This window comes from Bradyrhizobium sp. S3.3.6 (assembly GCF_040546905.1).
GTDB classification, from domain to species: domain Bacteria; phylum Pseudomonadota; class Alphaproteobacteria; order Rhizobiales; family Xanthobacteraceae; genus Bradyrhizobium; species Bradyrhizobium cytisi.
This window is the reverse complement of record NZ_JBEPOT010000011.1, coordinates 91351-105867: the sequence shown is the minus strand read 5'-3', so window position 1 is coordinate 105867 and position 14517 is coordinate 91351. Positions and strand designations below refer to the sequence as shown.

Below are 14517 nucleotides of genomic sequence, written 5' to 3'. Positions count from 1 at the left end.
CTCTCTCAATGTCCAGCGCTCTGTCCGCCGTCCACGTGCAGGATCTCGCCGGTCACGAAGTTGGCACCTTCGAGGTACAGCACCGGATATTACGGTGACAGTGCACTTAACTGCTATCGCGAATATGTTTGGCGCGCGATGACGAGGCGGGCCGAGTGGCTCACCGCTCCAGCTGGGAAGAAGCTTTGGCGGTGCTTTAGAGCCGCTCCTGCAAGCTCAAGTCGTGCAGCTGTTTGTGCGCCTTCACTTGCTCTTCGCCTTGGGCTGCTTTTTTGGCGCCGGGCCCGCTGCGGCTTCCCGCGCCAGCCGCTCTGCCTTCAGCCGCTCTCGATTCTGAGCGAAGGCCTGCTCGGCGAGCGCGTGCTCGGACATTGCCTTCACTGCATCGACTTGGCGGAAGGCCTTGCGTGCTTCACGCTCCGCTTTGCTGATTGGCTTCGGCGGTTGGTGCTCACCAAATGTCTTTGTCATCTTTTCTCGATCCAGACGCTGCTCGATAGTCGGGTCAATTCTTGCTTGTCAGCCCGGCATCTCGCGCCAGGCGCTCCGCCCTGAGGCGCTTATGGTTTTCCTGGAACTCCGGATCGGCGTGGCTGTCCGCGATCGTTTGGCGCGCCCCGATTGGATTTTGCGCCTTTCGGTCTGCTTCATCCGCGAGCTGTTGCTCGGCGGAGCGCGTCCGTTTGGTCATTGCTCGATCCTTGCACCTGCGACTTGTCCAGAGCTGTTCAAATGAGTCGTGGGAACAATAGACGCTTGTCGCGCAGTCGGCGACCTCAAAAGTGCAGGGCGTTCACCCAACGGTTCTAGCGCACCGGCGAAGCTGCCACACGAACGCAGACCGGCCCCAAACCTGAGGACATCGTTGGACACGGTCGGACTGCGCGGCGCTGTTTTTGCTGGTCTGAGCGGGAGGGCAATGGTTACATTGCGTCACAGCATGCTCTACAGTAGAGCAATCGTAGATCACTTTAGAGGTAAGCACATGTCATATGCCTATAAGCTGAATGAAGACGTTCGCCACCAGCCCCAAGGTCCGCAAGGACGTGCAGCCATTGATCCGGCAATGGTTTACACCATCGTACAATGCATGCCCATCGAGGCAGATGGACGTCTTCGATACCGTATCAAGAGCAAGTCGGGGAATGTCGAGCGAGTCGTGACTGAAGATCAGCTGTCGTACTTTCAGTGATTTGGCGCGCTTGTTGGTCGGAGGAGTTTCGTCGTGCTGAATGATCGAGAAAATATCCTGATCGCGCTTCGAGAGAAGCCGCTCAAAGTCTACGAAGTCATGAAACGCGCCAATGTCGCGAACGAGGAAGCTTGTCAGTCCCTCCTGTTGAAAATGCGAGACGAAGGCTCGGTGAAGTTCGATATCCACAAAGGGCGATGGCTCATCGGATGAGCCGTGAATTGCGGCGACGGTCCTAGCATGTCTTCCTTTTCAGCATGTCTTCAAGCCCCGTCCTGTTTCGCATTCCGTCAACCCCTTCCCACAAAAATATCCACTTTGCCGAAATTCGGAAATGGCGTATGTGTTGCGGCATACCGGCTCATCCTTGAGGGGCGATCTCGTGTCGTCTTGTTCGCGAGCCGGGCTTGCGGTGGACGCGGGCAGCGTTGGGTGCGAGAGGAGCGGGCAGGGCGGGTAGTCCCTGTGAGCCCGAAACCGCGTGCCGACGAGCGGCACTATCTAGGGTTCGTCTCGCCTGCATTCTTCCGGCAACGTCGACAACGCTGGAAGATAATGCGGCGAACCAGCGAGCCGTGCGTAAAACCGTGTGGTCCTGGCCGTCGTCGCTACGGCCAAGCTTTCGCGGAGGTGTGGAGCGCCCAACCGGGTCAACCGCACCGTCAATTCGCTGGAAGTGAGGGAGGCCAGAACGAACTCGGCTCCCGGGAGAGCACAGCATAAGCCGTCAAACCACTGCGCAGGGAAGGCCGAGTGATCGGCGCCACCTGGTATGCTGCTGTGCGGTTTTCCTGCGCTACCATTTCGCGCAGCAGACCGCGGGTGCGAGATCAGCACCCGGCCTTCCCTGCGCCCTCTCGGCTTGGAGTGATCATGCAAAGCTCGGGCGAAATGCGGAGCGAAGCCGTTGCCTCATACTCCGTCATTGCGAGCGCAGCGACTTGTCCGCCGAAGCCTTGGCGAAGGTGGAAGCAATCCAGAGTCTTTCCGCGGAGGGATTCTGGATTGCCTCGCTGCGCTCGCAATGACGATGTGGGTAGAGCGGAGAAGCGAAACCCATCAAGGCCAGGCGAATGACGAAGGATGATGGGTTTCTCAAGTGCTGTACCCATCCTACGGAATGTGTCCGCCCTCAGCTCCGATACCAGCTCGCCACATTCCACGTCGTGACGTCCCACCCCGAGATGTCGGTCATGAGGTTGTTGACGGCGCCGCCGGTGATGTAGCGCGACAGCAACGGCAGGAAGATGTTGGCCGCGCAGAAGATCTCATTGACCTTGATCAGCAGCGCGGCGCGCTTGACCGGGTCGAGCTCCTGTTGTGCGGCCTTGTAGGCCTTGTCGGCCTCCGGATCGGACCAGCGCGAGACGTTGCGGCCGAGCCATTTGTTGTCCTTGTTGGCGATCTCCCAGGACACGCACTGGTTCAGGAACCGCTCTGGATCGGGCTGCGGCATCGTCGTGTTGTACATCTCCATGTCGCAATAGAATTTGGAGTAGGTGTCGGGGTTGCCGACGTCGGAGGAGAAGAACACCGATGCGGTGACCGATTTGAGCTCGATCTCGATTCCGGCCTTCTGGCAGGCCTGCTTGATGATGGCCTGCGTCTTCTGGCGCGGGGCGTTGATCGAGGTCTGGAATACGTATTTGAGCTTCTTGCCGTCCTTCTCGCGGATGCCGTCGGCACCCATCTTCCAGCCGGCATCATCGAGAATCTTGTTGGCCTTGTCGACATTGAACTCGTAAACCAGCTTGCTCGACTTGAACTGGCGGGGCTGGTTGACGAAGCTGGCGGTTGCGACGGCGCCGCGGCCGTAGATGAATTTCTGAATCCCGTCGCGGTCGATCAGCAGGTTGAGCGCGCGGCGCACGGCCGGGTCGGACAGCGTCGGGTGTCTCGTCTTGGCGCTGGAGCGTTCGCTGTCGACCTCGGTCCACGGGTCGGTCGTGTTGAGGATGATGAACTCGACGCCGCCGGAGATCGTGAACTCCACCTTGCCTTTGCCACCGGCCTCCATGCGCTTGAGGATCTCGTCCTCGACCAGCAGATTCCAGGCATAGTCATATTCGCCGGTCTGCAGCACGGCGCGCGCCGCGGAGACCGCGTCGCCGCCGCCCTTGATCTCGAACGTGTCGAAATAAGGCTGGTTCTTGACGTGGTAGTCGGGATTGCGTTCGGCCCGGAGCAGATCGCCCGGCTTGAACTCGACGAACTTGTAGGGACCGGTGCCGACCGGCTTCAGATTGCCCGGCGCGTCGCGCGATTTCGCGCCGACGTAGTCGACAAAATGATGTTTCGGCAGGATCTGACCGACCGAGCCGACGAAGGGGTCGGCCCAGAACGGGGTTGGGGCCTTGAAGGTCAGCTTGACGGTGTGGTCGTCGATCTTCTCGACCGTGATGTTCTGATAGGACCCCGTGGTGTAGGCGGCGGTGGCGAGATCCGCGGCGTATTGCCAGGTGAAGACGACATCGTCGGCGGTGAAGGGCTTGCCATCGTGCCATCGCACGCCCTGCTTCAGCTTCCAGATCACGGTGGTGCCGTCGGCGGAGAGGCCGCCATTCGCCTTGGTCGGAACCTCGGCGGCGAGGCAGGGGATGAGATTGCCTTCCTTGTCCCAACCGGCGAGCGGCTCGAAAAAGACCCGCGAGGCGACCTGGTCCTTGGTGCCGAGTGCGAAATGCGGATTGAGCAGCGTCGGAGCCTGCCAGAGCAGGAGCTTGAGCGGACCGCCGCCGCCGGCCTTGGTCGGCTTGTAGGCCAGCGTGGCGTCCGCCATCGCCACGCCGTTCCAGAGCAGGATCTGGCTCGCGACTGGAGCTGCGATCCCGACCGCAGCCATGGTCTGGATGAACGCGCGTCGCGAGAGCGTGCCCTGCTTCACCTCCGCGATGAAGCCGCGGATGTCGTTTTCGTCCATCAGATGACCTCCAGCTGCCACAGGAACAGTCGTCACCGACCCCATCATGTTGCATCAGGGACGAGGCGGCAATGCCGACAACGTCGGAAAGGCCTGCGGCGAAATGACGAGCGCGCGTTCGGCAAGACGATGTGGCGGCAGGTCGGCAGCTTCTGCCGGGACAGATTTGCCGTCGCGATGGATCTGCCGACTCGCGTTCGCGATAAGTCCTTGATGGCAATGAATCTCCCGTCTGGCATGCCCATTGCACGCGGAACGTGCGTTCGCAATGACAGTGGAGTTCGCGTATGAGCATCGGCAGCATGAGCAGCATCAGTGGTGGAAGCGCGACGGGTTCGTCGTCATCCACCGGCCCCTCGAAATTGACCGATGGTTCGCAGGGAGACGTCTCGACCTTCGCCTCGCTCATGCATGACGGCACGCCTTACGACGAGGTCAAGGTCAATTTGCCGAACGGCATGTCGGTCGGCATCGTTCATTTCGGTGGCGGCGGCCTGGACGCCAGCGCGCTCAAATCCATCGAAGATTTCGTGCAGCGGTTTGCGAGTCAGCAGGTATCGGGAAATTCGTCCTCCGCGACTGGCCAATCGCAGAATGACGACTCCCCTGACACCGTCGGAATCGACAAGATCCACGTCGGTCTTCCGAACGGATTGTCGTTCGAGGTCATTCATTCTTCCGGCAATCAGGTCACGGACAGCGCCGCGGTGATGAAGGAGCTCGCCGAGGCTGCCGAGGAGCTCACCGAATCCCTCGCGCAATATTCACCGACATCGTCAGCTGCGTCCGCCTATGCCGCGCGGCAGGCCGCGTCATCCGATCGTACGAGCCAGGTTGACGCCCAGAGCTGAGCGGGGCGCAGCTCGAGATGCGCGGTTGAGGGGGAACGCGCCGCAGGCCGCCGTGCGATCTGCGGGATGCGGCCATGCGCGCGGTTCCAGGGGTCCGTAATTCGTTGCCCTCCACGCGCGCGCCTCATTATATTGCGTCCATGATTGCGACCGGAGCCGCCTGCGCGGCGCTCCGCGACGAGGGCCACGCGATGGACGATACGATTGGCTTCCCCGACCCCGGCCTCGATTTGTCGGACGGCTTCAAGCCGCACACCTCGCATTGGGGCGTGTTTTCCGCACGCAATGGCGCAGCCGGGTTGGAGGTGAGGGCCTATGCGGGCGATCCCGATCCGAACGGCATCATCGACAATTTCCCCGGCGCGTTGCGCCACCAGGCGCGCATCGCACAGCCTGCGATCCGCCGCGGCTGGCTCGAGCGCGGGCCCGGTCCCGATAACAGGCGCGGCCGTGACGAATTCGTCTCCGTCAGCTGGGAGAAGGCGCTCGATTTGCTCGGCGATGAGCTTATGCGCATCCGCGACACGCGCGGCCCCGGCGCCGTGTTCGGCGGTTCCTATGGCTGGTCGAGCGCGGGCCGGCTGCATCACGCGCAGAGCCAGGTGCATCGCTTTCTCAACATCGCGATGGGCGGCTATGTCCGCTCGGTGAACTCATATTCCTCGGGCGCTTCCTCGGTGCTGCTGCCGCAGATCATGGCGGGCTACGAGGACATCACCAAGCGCAACGTCACCTGGGAGCAGATCGCGGCCGAGACCGAGATCGTGCTCGCGTTCGGCGGCATGGCGCTGAAGAACTCGATGGTCGCCGGCGGCTCGATCAGCAAGCACGTCGAGCGCGGTGCGATGGAAGCGGCGCAGAAGCGCGGCTGCGAGTTCATCCTGATGAGCCCGCTGCGGGATGACCTGCCTGTCCAGGCCGGCGCGGAATGGATGACATGCATCCCCGGCACCGACACCGCCCTGATGCTCGGCATCGTCCACACGCTGGTCAGCGAAGCTCTGCATGACCAGGCCTTCCTCGATCGCTACACCGAGGGATGGCCGGTGTTCTTGCGCTATCTCACCGGGGAGAGCGACGGGCAGGCCAAGGACGCCGCATGGGCGGCCGCGATCTGCGGCGTCGACGCGAACACCATACACACGCTGGCACGGCGCCTTGCCGGCAAGCGCGCGCTCATCACCGTCTCGCATTCGCTGCAGCGCGCCGAGCATGGCGAGCAGCCGGTTTGGATGGGCATGGTGCTGGCGGCAGCCCTTGGCCAGATCGGTCTTCCCGGCGGCGGCTACGCCTATTCGCTGGGCGCGATTGGCTATTACGGCCGCCGCGTCAACGACGTGCCGGGGCCGACGCTCGGGCAGGGCCGCAACGGCGTCCGAGATTTCATTCCGGTGGCGCGCATCGCCGATATGCTGCTCAATCCCGGCAGCACCTATCGCTACAATGGCGAGACGCGCACCTATCCGGATATCCGCCTGGTCTATTGGGCCGGCGGCAATCCGTTCCATCATCACCAGGACATCAACCGCCTGCGCAAGGCGTTTGCGAAGGTCGACACGCTGGTTGTGCACGAGCTCGCCTGGACCGCGACGGCGCGGCACGCCGACATCGTGCTGCCCTCGACCATGACGCTGGAGCGCGAGGACATCGGCTATTCCACCAACGATCCCTTGATGGTCGCGATGCATCGCATCGCCGAGCCGTATGGCTTGGCACGCGACGATTACGAGATCTTTGCCGACCTCGCCGATCGCCTCGGCGCGCGTGAACCCTTCACCGAGGGGCGCACGTCGCGAGAGTGGCTGGAGCATCTCTACGAGCCGACCCGCGCCTCACTCGCCAAGCGCGGCTTGGAGGCGCCGAGCTTCGACGAATTCTGGCGGCGCGGCAGCCTGGTTGTGCCGCAACAGCCCGACGACGGCGGCCGGCTGCGCAGTTTTCGCGAGGACCCGGTCGCGCATGCGCTGCCGACGCCGAGCGGACGCATCGAGATTTACTCTGCGAAGATCGCCGGCCATGGCGATGCGGATTGTCCGGGACATCCGGTCTGGCTCGACAAAAGCGACATGCCGAAACCCGGTGCGCCGTGCTTCCTCGTCGCCAACCAGCCGGTGACGCGGCTGCACAGCCAGCTCGACTTCGGCGGGCATTCGCTCGCCGCCAAACATCGTGGCCGCGAGGTCGCGCGGATGAATCCGCGCGATGCGAACGCGCGCGGCATTGCCGACGGCGACGTCATCCGCCTGTTCAACCAACGCGGCGCCTGCCTGGCCGCGGTGAACGTCACTGACGGCATCGCACCCGGCGTGGTGCAGCTGCCGACCGGCGCCTGGTACGACCCGATGGACCCTGAGGACGATGCGCCGCTCTGCGTCCACGGCAATCCCAACGTGCTGACCCGCGACATCGGCACCTCGTCCTTCGCGCAAGGCTGCACCGGCCAGCTCACGACGGTCGAGGTGGAAAAGTTCACCGGCAATCTGCCGCCGATCCGGGCGTTCGATCCGGTGTAGCGATCACGAAAGCCGAACCGGTCAGCTTTGCCGCGCAGGAAACTGGACCGTCGCTTGACAGCGGGTTCAGGCGACGGTCCAGTGCGAACTCAGCGAACTTGGGGAAGTTGTAAGGCCGCGCACAGACGCTAACCGGCCGCTGCCGGGACATCAAGTTTCGCTGTATTGCAACGGCCAGAGAATCATTTCAGCCGCCTCCAAAGCACCACAGATGGCGGCCGGACGTTCGAACGCGTCAGCGTTCGTTGGCAACGGCAACCGCCGCTTCCACCGCATTCTCCAGAATCTCGTCGGACAATGGCTTGTCGTTGACCGCGCGCGCCAACTGAAGTGCGCCGACCATGGTCGCGTAGATCGTGATCGCCTTGCGCCGACGCTCCTCCGCTGTGCCCAGTCTGATCTGCTCCGCCATCAGCACGACGATGTCGGCGACCTTGCCGGTGAAGGCATCGCGTGTCGCCTTCGGATGCCGCGCGATCTCGGCGACCAGCGCGGCGATCGGGCAGCCGGTCCCGGCGTGGTCGCGATGCCGCGTCGAAAGATAGTCGCGGATCGTGGTCTCGAGCGCGACGCCGTTCTCCAGATTGGCCGTGTGCCGCTCTTCGCGCCGGGTGAGCGCATCGGTCAGCACCTCCCGCACCAGATCCTCCTTGGAGGCGAAGTGCGAGTAGAAGGCGCCATTGGTGAGGCCCGCCTCCGACATGATGCCGGCGAGGCCGACCGCGGCTATTCCACTCTCGCGGAACTGCGCCGAGGCGACATCGAGGATGTGCCGGCGGGTTTCGTCCTTGTGTCCCTTTTCGTAGCGCATGGAGCCTGACTCCCTCCTGTGGCCGGCCCGGAAGGTGCCGGCCACAGGATCGTGAGCGATTTGTCTATTGCATTACGACCATAATAAAGCATTATGATAATAATTCAATGGTTGCCGGACCGCTGGTAGCCCCCCGGAAAACCACAGGATCGTGCCCAATGTCAGTCGAGGACGTCGCCGCACCGCCCTTGTCCGCGATCGAGTCGCCGGTCCGCAGTGGGCTCGCGCCTCGCACCGTGTTGACACCCGCCGATCGGCGGCGCGCCGTGCTTCTGACGGCACCGATCCTGCCGACGCTGCTCAAGCTCGCGCTGCCGACCGTGACCGTCCTGGTGGCACAGACCGCAGTCAACATCGCGGAGGCCTATTATGTCGGCTATCTCGGCACCGATGCGCTGGCCGGTGCTGCGCTGGTGTTTCCGATCTTCATGCTGATGACCATGATGTCGAATGGCGGGTTCGGCTCCGGCGTCGCCTCGTCGGTGGCGCGTGCGGTCGGCGCCGGTCGCGGCGACGATGCGGATGCGGCACTGTTCCATGCCATCGTGCTTGCGATCATCGCGGGCGCGCTGTTTACGCTGGGCGTGCGCCTTGGCGGCCCCGCGCTGTTCCGCGCGCTCGGCGGCCGCGACGGCGCGCTCGACGCGGCCATCACTTATTCGAACTCTCTGTTTGCAGGCGCGATTCCCGCATGGATCGTCAACCTCCAGGCTGCCGCGCTGCGCGGCTCCGGCAACGTCAAGGTGCCGGCGCTGGTGACGCTGATCGGCGCGATCGTGACGATTCCGGTGTCGCCGCTGCTGATCTTCGGCTTCGGCCCGGTCCCAAGCCTCGGCATCGGTGGCGCCGGGATTGCCTTCGGCCTCTATTACGGCGCGGCCATGCTGTTCCTGCTGCGCTACATGTCCTCCGGCGCATCCGGCCTGAGGCTGCACATCGTGCCGCTGCGCGCCAAGATTTTCGGCGACATGTTGAAGGTCGGCATCCCCACCGCGTTCAACGCCGTGCTGACCAACCTCACCGTGATCCTCGTCACCGGCGCGGTCGGCCTGTTCGGCACATCGGCGCTCGCCGGCTACGGCATCGCCTCGCGGCTCGACTACATCATGATCCCGCTGCTGTTCGGCATCAGCACGGCGACGCTGACCATGGTCGGCGTCAACATGGGCGCAGGCCAAACCGCGCGGGCGCAAAGGATCGGCTGGGTCAGTGGCGCCGCGGGCTTGATCATGACCGGCGCGATCGGCCTGCTGGTCGCGATCTTTCCGACGGCCTGGCTGCATCTTTTCAGCCACGACGCGGACGTCGTGAACGAGGGCATAGCGTACCTGCGTATCGTGGCGCCGGCCTATGCGGCGCTGGGTTTTGGCTTCGTCACGTCGTTCGCCGCGCAAGGCACGGGCCGGGCGATGGGCCCCCTGCTGTCCGCGGTCGCGCGCATCCTGATCGCGGCCGGCGGCGGCTGGATAGCGGTTGCGTATTTCGGTGCGGGAATGACCGGGCTCGCCGCCATGGTCACGGTGTCGCTCGCCGTCTATGCGGTGATCTGCGTGCTGATCATGCTGTCGCCCTCGACCTGGCGCGCCGAGCCGCGCGGGTAGAAGCTGCAAGGCGGGTTCGTGCTGCCAATCTCGCGTTCTCGACGTGCGTTCGCCGTGATACGCCTCACGCTTGTCGCCGCGGCCGTTCGTTTCTCATTTGCCGCCGAAATGGAGAAGCGTTGTCCGCCGCAGGCAGAAAATATGGATTTCCATTTTATTGATTTCGCCTGGCGGAGAAGCGAATACGGTTCCAATCATTGCCGTTGAATTATGGAGATCATCAATGTCGTTTCGTCCCGCCCTGATCCTCGCAACCGCGCTCGCCGCATGGTCGGCTGCAGCTGGAGCCGAGACCATCAAGATCGGCGTGACGCCGGGCCCGCACGCGCAGATCTTCGAAGCGGTGAAGCCCGTTGCCGCCAGGCAGGGGCTCGACATCCAGCTCATCGAGTTCTCCGACTATGTGGTGCCGAACGCGGCGCTCGATGCCGGCGACATCCAGGCCAATTCGTTCCAGAACCAGCCTTATCTGGACAACCAGAAGGCCGACCGCGGCTACAGAATCGAGTCGGTCGGCCTTACCGTGAATTTCCCGATCGGCGTCTATTCGAAGAAGCACAAAGCTTTCGCCGACATTCCCGACGGCGGCAAGATCTCGATCCCCAACGATCCGACCAACGGCGGCCGCGTGCTACTGCTGCTGCGCGACAAAGGCGTGATCAAGCTGAAGGACGGCACAGGCTTCAAGCCGACCGTGCTCGATGTCACCGAGAATCCCAAGAAGCTGAAGTTCATCGAGGTCGATGCGGCCCAGGCGCCGCGCGCACTCGACGACGTCGACGCGGCCGCGATCAACACCAATTATGCAACCCAGGCGGGCCTCGATCCCGTCAAGGATCCGATCCTGCGCGAGGACCCCAAGGGCCCCTATGTCAACCTGATCGCGGTGCGCAGCGCCGACAAGGACAAGCCCTGGGTCAAGATCCTGGTCGACAGCTATCACACGCCCGAGGTGAAGGAGTTCATCCTCACCAAGTTTAGGGGCGCCGTGTTGCCGAGCTGGTAGGCAATCTGCCTAGGTCCAGCGCAGGACGCTGATCCCGGCGGGCGGCCTTGCGCATTGCCTGCTTGTCTCGGGCTCCGGCAACCGACATCATCGGGGGGCCGTGGCCATCCTCGCCCGACAGGGGTCGTATGAAACGCTTTGCAAACCTCAAACGCCTGGGATTCTTCACGCGGCTGCTCGACGAGGCGCCGCCTGCGGAGCGGTATCGCTTCGCCGCCGAGCAGATCGTGTGCGCCGAGAAGGCCGGTCTCGATTCCGCATGGATCGCGCAGCACCATTTTCACGAGCGCGAGGGCGGCCTGCCGTCGCCCTTCACCTTCCTCGGCTATGTCGCAGCCCAGACCTCGCGCATTCGCCTCGGCACCGGCATCGTCACGCTGCCGCTGGAGAGCGCGGTGCGGGTGGCGGAGGACGCCGCGGTGCTTGATCTCCTCTGCAACGGCCGGTTCGAGCTCGGCGTCGGCACCGGTGGTAATCCGTCCGCCTTTGCCGCCTTTGGCCTCGACGGCACAGAGCGTAACGAGATCTTTGCGCGCAATCTGGAGATCGTCCGCAAGGCGCTGACCGGCAAGCCGCTCGACGGCGGCGACACGCTTTATCCGCAGCGGCCGCAACTGGACAAGTGCATCTGGCAGGCGACATTCTCGGTGGCAGGCGGCGCCCGCGCCGGCAAGGCTGGAGACGGCCTGCTGCTCTCGCGCACCCAGCCCCGGGCCAAGGACGCGCCAAAGGCCACGCTCGCCGAGATCCAGAATCCGATCATCGATGCCTATCTCGCAGCGCTGCCGCCGGGCGCGGAGCCGCGGATCATGGCGTCGCGCAGCGTGTTCGTCGCCGACGATCATCGCGAGGCCCTGCGGCTCGCCGATATCGGGCTGCGCCGCGCGCTGCCGCAGTTCATGAAGGGCGGTCACCTTCCCCCCGGCGAGACGCTGGAGGAGATGATCACGGCGTTCGACACCCATGTCGGCGGCGCCGACGAGGTCATTGCCTCGCTGCGATCAGACGCGACGCTGGAGCGGGTGACTGATCTGGTCTTTCAGGTTCATTCGGTCGATGCGCCGCACCCTTATGTGCTGCGCTCTATCGAGCTCGTGGCCGACAAGGTCGCACCGGCGTTGGGCTGGAGCCGGACGGCTGCCGACGTGGCGCTGGCAGGCTAGTTGGGATTTTTTGGATTGCACGAGGCATTATGATGAGTACGCCTGACATCATCGACACGCTCGCCGGGATCAAGCCGGGATCGGCGCTCGATGCCATTCGCGCACGGCGCCTGCAGGCGCGCGACAACGCGCAGAAGAGCTATCTCTCGCTGTTCGAGCCGATCGACGCCGGCGATGTCTCGCTGCTCGAACGCGCCGCGGTCGCAGCCTTCGTGACCGGGCTCCATGGCGAGTCCCCCGTTGCGACCTTCTATCGCGAGAAGCTTGCGGCAACCGCGGGTGGGGCGGCCCTGCTTGAAGCGATCGATGCCGAGATCGCGCGGGGCAAGACCTCGGGACCGTATGGCTCATTTCCTTCAGGTCCGCTGTCGGTCGAGAACACGGCCGGTCTGATTTATCGCGTGAGTGCGGCGAGCAAGTCCGTTCTCGGCACCAGGCTCGTCGCGGCACTCGAGCATGCGCACCTCCTGGTGTTCCGGCCGCGCGATGCGGCATCCACCGACATGAAGGCGCTGCTGGCCGGCGGCTGGTCCAACACCGGCATCGTCACCTTCTCCCAACTCGTCGCATTCCTGTCGTTTCAGGTGCGCGTCGTCAGCGGCTTGCGCTCGCTCGCCGCAGCGAACGCCTAAGAGGAGGCCGCATCATGAGCGCCACTGTCAATCCGCCCGTGGTCTTCACCCAGGATGAGCTTGGCTGGGTCTCGTGGATCGAGCCGTTGCCCGAGGCCGCGCTCACCGAGCGGCATTTCGCCGGTCTCGTCGATCGCGCCCGCGCCAAGTCGGAATATTTCCGCTTGCTGGTGCGCGATCCCGAGGTGCTGGAAGCCCGCACCAAGACCGACAAGGACATCTTCTACAACACAGCCGACGGCCTGCCGCGCGCCGAGCGTGAGCTCGCGGCGGCCGCGACCTCGCGCTACAATGGCTGCATCTATTGCGCCTCGGTGCATGCGCGCTTCGCCAGCACCTATTCCAAGCGCCGCGAGGACGTGCAGAAGCTGCTCGACGAAGGCGTCAACGCCGATCTCGGCGAGCGCTGGAACGCCGTGGTCAGGGCGTCCGTGGCGCTGGCCGCGACGCCGATCGCGTTCGGTCCCGATAATATCGCGGAGCTGCGCATTGCCGGCCTTGACGACGCCGAGATCGTCGACGTCATCAACGGCGCCTCGTTCTTCAACTGGGCGAACCGGCTGATGCTGTCGCTCGGCGAGCCCTCGAAATAGGCAATTTCACCGGCACAAGAATTGCTGCTTGTCTGTAACACCTGACTGGATGGAGCCGTGCATGAGCAACATCAATCGCCGAACCCTGGTCAAGGGCTCGCTCGCCGCCGCAATCGCGGGAACGGCGCTTTCGCGCGCAGCCTTTGCCGACAGCGCCGAGCCGATCCTGCTCGGCGTCAGCGGTCCCCTCACGGGACCGAACGCGCAATATGGCACGCAGTGGAAGCAGGGCTTTGATCTCGCGCTCGACGAGATTTTGGCCGGCGGCGGCATCAACGGCCGCAAGCTGGCCTACAGCTTCGAGGACAGCCAGAGCGACCCGCGCCAGTCGGTGGCGATCGCTCAGAAATTCATCTCCGATCCCCGCATCGTCCTCGAGCTCGGCGATTTCTCGAGCCCCGCATCGATGGCGGCCTCGCCGATCTATCAGCGTGGCGGTCTCGTGCAGTTCGGCTTCACCAATTCGCACCCTGACTTCACCAAGGGCGGTGACTTCATGTGGAGCACGTCGGTCAGCCAGGCCGACGAGCAGCCGCTGCTGGCGGCCTATGCCGTGAAGAAGCTTGGTTTGAAGAAGCTTGCCGTGCTGCACCTCAACACCGATTGGGGTCGCACCAGCCGCGACTACTTCAACAACGCCGCCAAGGAATATGGCGCGGAGATCGTGGTCACCGAAGGCTATATCGCCGAGGAGCGCGACTTCCGCTCCACGCTGGTCCGGGTGCGCGACGCCAATCCGGACGGGCTGGTCCTGATCTCCTATTATTCCGACGGTGCGCTGATCGCGCGGCAGGCCCGGCAGGTCGGGCTGAAGCAGGTGATCTGCGCCGCGAGCTCGGTCTACTCGCCCAAATTCCTCGAGCTCGGCGGCGACGCCGTCGAGGACGTCCATGTCGGCACGCGCTACTTCCCGGAGGATCCGCGTCCGGAGGTGCAGAAATTCATCGCCGGCTTCAAGAAGAAGTACAATGGGCTCGAGCCCGACGCGTTCAATGCGTACGCCTATGACGCGATGAACATGGCCGCCGCCGTGGTGAAGATCGGCGGCACCGATCGCAAGGCGATCCGCGACGCCTTTACCAAAGTGAAGGACGTCCCGAGCGTCATCTTTGGCGCTGCGACGTTCGACGTTGCCAGCCGCCGCGTCAAGGGTGCTATGAATGCCGAGCTCGTCGTGCGCAAGGGCCAGTTCGCGCTTTGGGACGGCAAACCGACCTGACCCGATGGCCGGGGCG

13 protein-coding genes and 1 pseudogene are annotated in these 14517 nt (G+C 63.9%); 8 read left to right on the top strand and 6 right to left on the bottom strand.

Annotated features, from left to right (window positions below; all coding sequences use genetic code 11):
- Window positions 1–5: 5 nt before the first annotated feature.
- The 5 genes and pseudogenes from ABID59_RS27515 to ABID59_RS27495 all read right to left on the bottom strand — a co-directional run.
- Window positions 6–83, bottom strand: a pseudogene (locus ABID59_RS27515) (3-oxoacyl-ACP reductase); the annotation flags it as partial.
- A gap of 160 nt (window positions 84–243) precedes the next feature.
- On the bottom strand, window positions 244–471 hold the full coding sequence (locus ABID59_RS27510; protein ID WP_354085469.1) for a hypothetical protein: 228 nt from the start codon (window positions 469–471) through the stop codon (window positions 244–246).
- 34 nt (window positions 472–505) lie between these two features.
- Window positions 506–691 carry a hypothetical protein gene (locus ABID59_RS27505; protein WP_148750867.1) on the bottom strand — a complete coding sequence of 62 codons (186 nt, stop codon included), beginning with the start codon at window positions 689–691 and terminating at the stop codon, window positions 506–508.
- A 297-nt stretch (window positions 692–988) separates the two neighbouring features.
- Window positions 989–1381 carry a hypothetical protein gene (locus ABID59_RS27500; protein ID WP_187434797.1) on the bottom strand — a complete coding sequence of 131 codons (393 nt, stop codon included), beginning with the start codon at window positions 1379–1381 and terminating at the stop codon, window positions 989–991.
- A 943-nt stretch (window positions 1382–2324) separates the two neighbouring features.
- Complete coding sequence (locus ABID59_RS27495; protein ID WP_354085468.1) at window positions 2325–4112, bottom strand: peptide ABC transporter substrate-binding protein; 1788 nt, start codon at window positions 4110–4112, stop codon at window positions 2325–2327.
- Between the two features lie 287 nt (window positions 4113–4399).
- Between ABID59_RS27495 and ABID59_RS27490 the strand changes: the two genes are divergently transcribed.
- Together ABID59_RS27490 and ABID59_RS27485 are read left to right on the top strand one after the other, a co-directional pair.
- A complete protein-coding gene (locus tag ABID59_RS27490) occupies window positions 4400–4963 on the top strand; it encodes a hypothetical protein (protein WP_354085467.1) in 564 nt (187 codons plus the stop codon).
- Between the two features lie 191 nt (window positions 4964–5154).
- Window positions 5155–7476 (top strand): molybdopterin guanine dinucleotide-containing S/N-oxide reductase, encoded by a 2322-nt coding sequence (locus ABID59_RS27485; RefSeq protein ID WP_354085466.1) that lies wholly within the window; start codon window positions 5155–5157, stop codon window positions 7474–7476.
- A 235-nt stretch (window positions 7477–7711) separates the two neighbouring features.
- On the opposite strand, the gene ABID59_RS27480 is transcribed toward ABID59_RS27485, so the two are convergent.
- On the bottom strand, window positions 7712–8287 hold the full coding sequence (locus ABID59_RS27480) for a TetR/AcrR family transcriptional regulator (RefSeq protein ID WP_354085465.1): 576 nt from the start codon (window positions 8285–8287) through the stop codon (window positions 7712–7714).
- Between the two features lie 158 nt (window positions 8288–8445).
- Here ABID59_RS27480 and ABID59_RS27475 point away from each other — a divergent pair, with 158 nt between their 5' ends.
- The 6 genes from ABID59_RS27475 (at window position 8446) to ABID59_RS27450 (ending at window position 14501) form a co-directional block, all read left to right on the top strand.
- Window positions 8446–9888, top strand: coding sequence for an MATE family efflux transporter (locus tag ABID59_RS27475; RefSeq protein ID WP_354085464.1), 1443 nt, complete (start codon window positions 8446–8448; stop codon window positions 9886–9888).
- 223 nt (window positions 9889–10111) lie between these two features.
- Window positions 10112–10894 (top strand): MetQ/NlpA family ABC transporter substrate-binding protein, encoded by a 783-nt coding sequence (locus tag ABID59_RS27470; RefSeq protein WP_354085463.1) that lies wholly within the window; start codon window positions 10112–10114, stop codon window positions 10892–10894.
- Window positions 10895–11022: 128 nt separating this feature from the next.
- Entirely contained in the window at window positions 11023–12057 is a 1035-nt protein-coding gene (locus tag ABID59_RS27465; RefSeq protein WP_354085462.1) for a putative FMN-dependent luciferase-like monooxygenase, read from the top strand.
- 32 nt (window positions 12058–12089) lie between these two features.
- Window positions 12090–12689 carry a CMD domain protein gene (locus ABID59_RS27460; protein ID WP_354085550.1) on the top strand — a complete coding sequence of 200 codons (600 nt, stop codon included), beginning with the start codon at window positions 12090–12092 and terminating at the stop codon, window positions 12687–12689.
- Between the two features lie 14 nt (window positions 12690–12703).
- A complete protein-coding gene (locus ABID59_RS27455; protein WP_354085461.1) occupies window positions 12704–13282 on the top strand; it encodes an alkylhydroperoxidase domain protein in 579 nt (192 codons plus the stop codon).
- 61 nt (window positions 13283–13343) lie between these two features.
- Window positions 13344–14501, top strand: a complete 1158-nt coding sequence (locus ABID59_RS27450; RefSeq protein ID WP_148750879.1) for an ABC transporter substrate-binding protein — start codon at window positions 13344–13346, stop codon at window positions 14499–14501.
- Window positions 14502–14517 lie beyond the last annotated feature (16 nt).